Origin of the sequence: Bradyrhizobium sp. (assembly GCF_035273305.1) — a bacterium.
Lineage (GTDB): Bacteria > Pseudomonadota > Alphaproteobacteria > Rhizobiales > Xanthobacteraceae > Bradyrhizobium.
In genome coordinates this window covers 1-4,944 of record NZ_DATEPI010000306.1, presented here as the reverse complement: position 1 = coordinate 4,944, position 4,944 = coordinate 1, and the positions used below count along the sequence as shown (strand labels likewise).

Here is a 4,944-nt window from a genome sequence, read left to right as displayed (position 1 = left end):
AGGAAGTCATACCGGTGTCGTCGTGGCAAATGGCGACGCGATGGCTCTCGGATACAGCGTGCAAGACCATTATTCCCGGCCGGCAGGCGATGTCCGATACGCACGGCGAGCTTTATTTTGCACGTTATGACGCCCGAAATCGTCTCGTGACGGGCGGAGCCGTGATCGGCAACAGGCCTGAGCAACTGAAGCTGATGGTGGCCGAGCGGCTCCAGCGCTTGTGGCCGCAGATCGGTCCCGTCGAATTCGAGTTCGTCTGGAATGGGTATGTCGGAATGACCACCGACTTTCTCCCTCGCATTCATCGCTTCGGGCCCGACGCCTACGGCTGGACCGGCTGCAACGGCCGCGCGGTCGCGCTTTCGATCGCGCTCGGAAAAGAGTTGTCCAAGGCTGTGCGTGGTGTGCCGGAAGTCGAGCTCGCGCTGCCGTTCTCCGAGCCCGCGCCGATACCGGCGCACGGAGTGCTGCGGCGGCTCGCGCCGTTGATGCTGATGCTGTATCGAGGCCGCGATGCGCGCGAAATCGCCTGAAACGTATCGGATGCAGTGCGGCCTCACGCCTCACATTCGCTATCCGAAACACCACGCGAACTCACGGACGACCGACAGCACAATTGCCGAAGTGGGGGTTGGAGCCATCTGCGAAATTGGCTAGTAATCCAACGCGATGTACGCGTCTGGGGCCGGGAATGACCTATTGTTGCGGGATTTTGGTGCGAGACGGTCTGGTCATGATCGCGGATACAAGGACCAATGCCGGGCTCGACAACGTTTCGACTTTTCGCAAGCTTCATGTCTTCACCAAGCCCGGTGAGCGCATCATGGCGATCGCGAGCGCCGGCAACCTGGCGATCAGCCAATCGGTGCTTTCGACCCTGACCGAAGGCCTCGAAGATCCCGACACCGGCCACATCGAAACATTGCTCAATGCACCGACCATGTTTCAGGCTGCGCAACGTATCGGCCGGGCGATCCGCTCGGTCCACTCCACCGAGGGTATCGCGCTTAAATCCGAAGACATCAGTTTCGATGTGTCGTTTTTGTTCGGCGGTCAAATCAAGGGCTCGCGGATGCGGCTGTTCATGGTGTACCCGGCCGGCAATTTCATCGAATGCACCACCGACACGCCATATCTGCAGATCGGCGAGCACAAATACGGAAAACCAGTGCTTGATCGTGCGATGCACTACGATGTCGAACTGTACGATGCGCTCAAGACCGGCCTGATCTCGATGGATTCGACAATGCGTTCCAACTTGGGAGTCGGTCTGCCGATCGACGTGCTGGTCGTGAGGACAGATGTCTGCGATGCCGATCTCAACCACCGCATTGAGGCGGGCGAACCTTATTTTCACGATCTGCGTTCGCGCTGGTCTGCGGCGCTGCGCGCGGCGCACCAGAATATTCCACGACCGCCCTACAAGTCCGAAACATAACCAAAACAAAAAGGCAGGAAACATGACCGAGGCAGCAAACAAGATCGCCGTCGTCACCGGCGCAGGCACCGGAGTAGGCCGCGCGGCGTCACTGGCGCTGATGAAGGCCGGTTTCACGGTGGTGCTGGCTGGAAGGCGGCTCGAAAAGCTGCAGGAGACGCAGAAGCTCGGCGACAATGTCGGCAAGAGTCTTCCCGTGTCCGCCGACATGACCGATCCCGGCTCTATCGCCGCGCTGTTCGCGAAGGTCATGGAAGCCTATGGCCGGCTTGATGTGCTCTTCAACAATGCCGGCATGGGTGCGCCACCGGTCCCGTTCGAGGATTTGAGTCTCGCGCAATGGCAGGCGGTGGTCTCGACCAATCTCACCGCGCCATTTTTGTGCACGCAGCACGCCTTCCGCATCATGAAGGACCAGACCCCTCGCGGCGGCCGCATCATCAATAACGGCTCTATCTCCGCGCACGCGCCACGGCCGTTCTCGTCGGCGTACACGTCGACCAAGCACGCCATCACCGGGCTGACCAAGGCCACCAATCTCGATGGCCGTGGTTACGACATCGCCGTCGGACAGATCGATATCGGCAACGCGGCGACCCCGATGACCGATCGCATGGTAGATGGGGTGCTGCAGCCGGATGGCCGCAAAATACCCGAACCGCGCATGGACGCCAAAGCGGTCGGCGACGCGGTCGCCTACATGGCGACACTTCCGCTCGATGCCAACGTACTGTTCATGACGGTGATGGCTACGAAGATGCCATTCGTCGGACGCGGTTGAAGCGAGCCGACATTCAGGGCTTCTCGCCCGAACCGGATTGCGTCGACCGCAGCGCTCGCTCCATAATGCGTCGGGGCCTCGTCTGGCCTCGGGGGAATCATGCTTCAATTGCAGTCGGCATTCGGCGTGTTCGCGTTGCTCGCGATCGCGTGGGCTGTTGGCGAGAACCGTAGGTCAGTGTCATTACGGCAGACGGTGATCGGAGTTATGGTCACGCTGGTGACCGCGCTCGTTCTGATCAAAGTGAAGGTGGTCGCCCGCGCCTTCGGCGTCATTAACGATGCGGTCGGAACCATTTCTTCGGCCTCGCGCGCGGGCACTTCGTTTGTATTCGGCTATCTCGGCGGCGGAGCGCTGCCGTTCGATGTCAAAGCCCCCGGCACGGAATTCATTCTCGCCTTTCAGGCGCTGCCGATTGTGCTCATCATGAGCGTGCTGACGACGCTGTTGTTCTATTGGCGCATTCTGCCGCCGGTGGTGCGGGGCATGGCGTGGTTACTCGAACGCACGCTCGGTGTCGGCGGCGCGGTAGGGCTTTCAACCGCCGCTAACATTTTTCTCGGCATGGTGGAAGCGCCGCTATTTATCCGGCCGTACATGGCAAATCTGACGCGCAGCGAATTATTCCTGGTAATGACCGGCGGCATGGCCGGGATTGCAGGGACGGTGCTGGTGCTCTACGCAACATTCCTGGCGCCGGTGATACCCGACGCCGCGGCTCATTTTGTCATTGCCTCGGTGCTCGGCGCCCCGGCCGCGATCCTGATCAGCCTGATTATGGTGCCGGAGACCAGCGACAAGAGGACTGGCGGCGCGCTTGCCGATCCTGATACTCACGCGTCCTCCACTATGGATGCCGTCGTCAAGGGGACCACGGCTGGACTTGAGCTGCTGCTCAACATTATTGCCATGCTGATCGTGCTGGTGGCGCTGGTCTATCTCGTCAACGCGATCATCGGCCTGCTGCCGAATGTCGGTGGCGCACCCGTTTCGCTGCAGCGAATCCTCGGCTACGCGATGGCGCCGGTGTGCTGGCTGATGGGCCTGCCCTGGCCGCAGGCGATCACGGCCGGCAGCCTGATGGGCACCAAGACTGTGCTCAATGAGCTGATTGCCTATGTCGACTTGTCGAAGCTCGGCGATGATGCGCTCGATCCGCGCTCGCGGCTGATCATGCTTTATGCGATGTGCGGCTTCGCCAATTTCGGCAGCCTTGGAATCATGATTGGCGGGCTTGGCACGATGGCTCCTCAGCGCCGCGACGAGATCAACTCGCTCGGATTGAAGTCGATAGTCTCGGGCACGCTGACGACGTGCCTGATGGGCGCGATCGTCGGGCTATTGACATAATTGGCGCTGTCATCCCGTTGCGAGTTCGACCGTCTTGAAGTCCGCGGGAAGGATCACTTCAAGCAACTCGACATCATCAGAATAGTCCATGATCAAATGCTTGATCCGGGGCGGCTGCGTCCAAGCGCTGCCCTGTTTCATCAGCGTCTCGCCCTGCCCTTCCATGTAGGTTTTGACCCAGCCCTTCAGCACATAGACCATCTGAAATTCGACGTCATGGAAATGCAGTTTTGAAACTTCCGCCGGATCGCACGGCCCGACCAGTCGGATCACATGCGCCCGCGCCAGGCCGCGGCTGGCCTCAGCTATTCCAAGGTCGCGATAAACCGCGTAAGCGCGCAACCCATCGGGCTTGAAGTCCTCGTCACGATGATGGCTGATGGCAATGCGCTGTTTCGGCCGAGCCCGCTTGGCCGTACTGACATCGGGGCGTTTGGGCTTGCGATGTTTGGCATTCACTGGTTTCCGCGCGCTGGATACGCCGGCGATCTTGCGGATGGACTTTTTCTGCGCGGCGGTGCGGGCCGCGGCTCGCGATTTCGGCTTCTGCTTGGGCATCCGGCGCCTCCCGTTCCAGGCGTACCCGCTTTCTGCAAGGCGCGCTCGAGGCACGTTAGTCCCTCATCGGTAACGCGGCAACGAGCTTTGCCGCATGGCGAACGCCGGGCTGAGTTTTTCGCCTGACGCGCTTTCTTCACGCGAACGGGCGCGCTTCGTTCGAAAACGCTCTAGTGCAGCCGGAATACCCCGTCGACTGCGCGCAGTTCGGCCGGCTTGATCAACTTGGAATGCGCGACCGTGACAGCGTAGAGCGGACCTTCGAGCTTTCGCTGCCAGAACAACAGAAAGTCCTTCAGCGCCGGAAAATTGGGAAACAGATCGTAATTTTGCCAGACGTAAGTCTGCAGCAACGCGGGGTGATCGGGCATCCGATATAGGATTTCCGCCGTTGTCAGCCCGTAACCCAGCACCTGTTTCCGGAAATCGTCGGAAACCCCAACCCGCGAGACCATGCCAACCTCCATTGCTGGAGCGCATTTGCCGGGTGGCCGCCGACCGGGAGCCGCCCGGTGGAGATGCGCTCACACGAGAGAAATGTGACGCACGATACCAACCCATCACAAGCCTAAATGTTTAATGAACTGTTGAAATTTGTTGCGTTGGCAGCACGTTACCGCACGTGCTAATACGGGTGTCGCCGCCCCGGGCTGCCGAATTAAGGATGCTTAACGATTTTGGCAGCCGCCTTATTTGAGTGCCAATTTTTTTGCTAGAAGCCCTTGTTCCCCGCAGGCATTTCCACTATGTCCATGTCGTCGTGCTGGCACTCGTCGGCATAGACTGCCAACCTTTCAGAATTTACAACATCTTCAAA

6 protein-coding genes are annotated in these 4,944 nt (G+C 59.9%); 4 read left to right on the top strand and 2 right to left on the bottom strand.

Annotated elements, in window-relative coordinates:
• From VJV58_RS20140 to VJV58_RS20125, 4 genes are all read left to right on the top strand, one after another.
• Positions 1–533 (top strand): FAD-dependent oxidoreductase (locus VJV58_RS20140; RefSeq protein WP_324139131.1); only part of this gene is annotated, 533 nt, incomplete at its 5' end.
• A gap of 158 nt (positions 534–691) precedes the next feature.
• Positions 692–1,438, top strand: a complete 747-nt coding sequence (locus tag VJV58_RS20135; protein ID WP_324139130.1) for a peptidase — start codon at positions 692–694, stop codon at positions 1,436–1,438.
• A 22-nt stretch (positions 1,439–1,460) separates the two neighbouring features.
• On the top strand, positions 1,461–2,219 hold the full coding sequence (locus VJV58_RS20130; RefSeq protein WP_324139129.1) for an SDR family oxidoreductase: 759 nt from the start codon (positions 1,461–1,463) through the stop codon (positions 2,217–2,219).
• Positions 2,220–2,318: 99 nt separating this feature from the next.
• Complete coding sequence (locus VJV58_RS20125) at positions 2,319–3,569, top strand: NupC/NupG family nucleoside CNT transporter (RefSeq protein WP_324139128.1); 1,251 nt, start codon at positions 2,319–2,321, stop codon at positions 3,567–3,569.
• Positions 3,570–3,578: 9 nt separating this feature from the next.
• Here VJV58_RS20125 and VJV58_RS20120 read toward each other — a convergent pair whose 3' ends face one another.
• Complete coding sequence (locus VJV58_RS20120) at positions 3,579–4,127, bottom strand: cupin domain-containing protein (protein WP_324139127.1); 549 nt, start codon at positions 4,125–4,127, stop codon at positions 3,579–3,581.
• A 170-nt stretch (positions 4,128–4,297) separates the two neighbouring features.
• Positions 4,298–4,582, bottom strand: a complete 285-nt coding sequence (locus tag VJV58_RS20115; RefSeq protein ID WP_324139126.1) for an usg protein — start codon at positions 4,580–4,582, stop codon at positions 4,298–4,300.
• Positions 4,583–4,944 lie beyond the last annotated feature (362 nt).

What these genes read in the sequence shown, in the direction of transcription:
- VJV58_RS20130 (WP_324139129.1), top strand. Translation starts at nt 1,461, where the DNA reads ATGACCGAGGCAGCAAACAAGATCGCCGTCGTCACCGGCGCAGGCACC.
- VJV58_RS20125 (WP_324139128.1), top strand. Translation starts at nt 2,319, where the DNA reads ATGCTTCAATTGCAGTCGGCATTCGGCGTGTTCGCGTTGCTCGCGATC.
- VJV58_RS20135 (WP_324139130.1), top strand. Translation starts at nt 692, where the DNA reads ATGACCTATTGTTGCGGGATTTTGGTGCGAGACGGTCTGGTCATGATC.
- VJV58_RS20120 (WP_324139127.1), bottom strand. Translation starts at nt 4,127, where the DNA reads ATGCCCAAGCAGAAGCCGAAATCGCGAGCCGCGGCCCGCACCGCCGCG.
- VJV58_RS20115 (WP_324139126.1), bottom strand. Translation starts at nt 4,582, where the DNA reads ATGGTCTCGCGGGTTGGGGTTTCCGACGATTTCCGGAAACAGGTGCTG.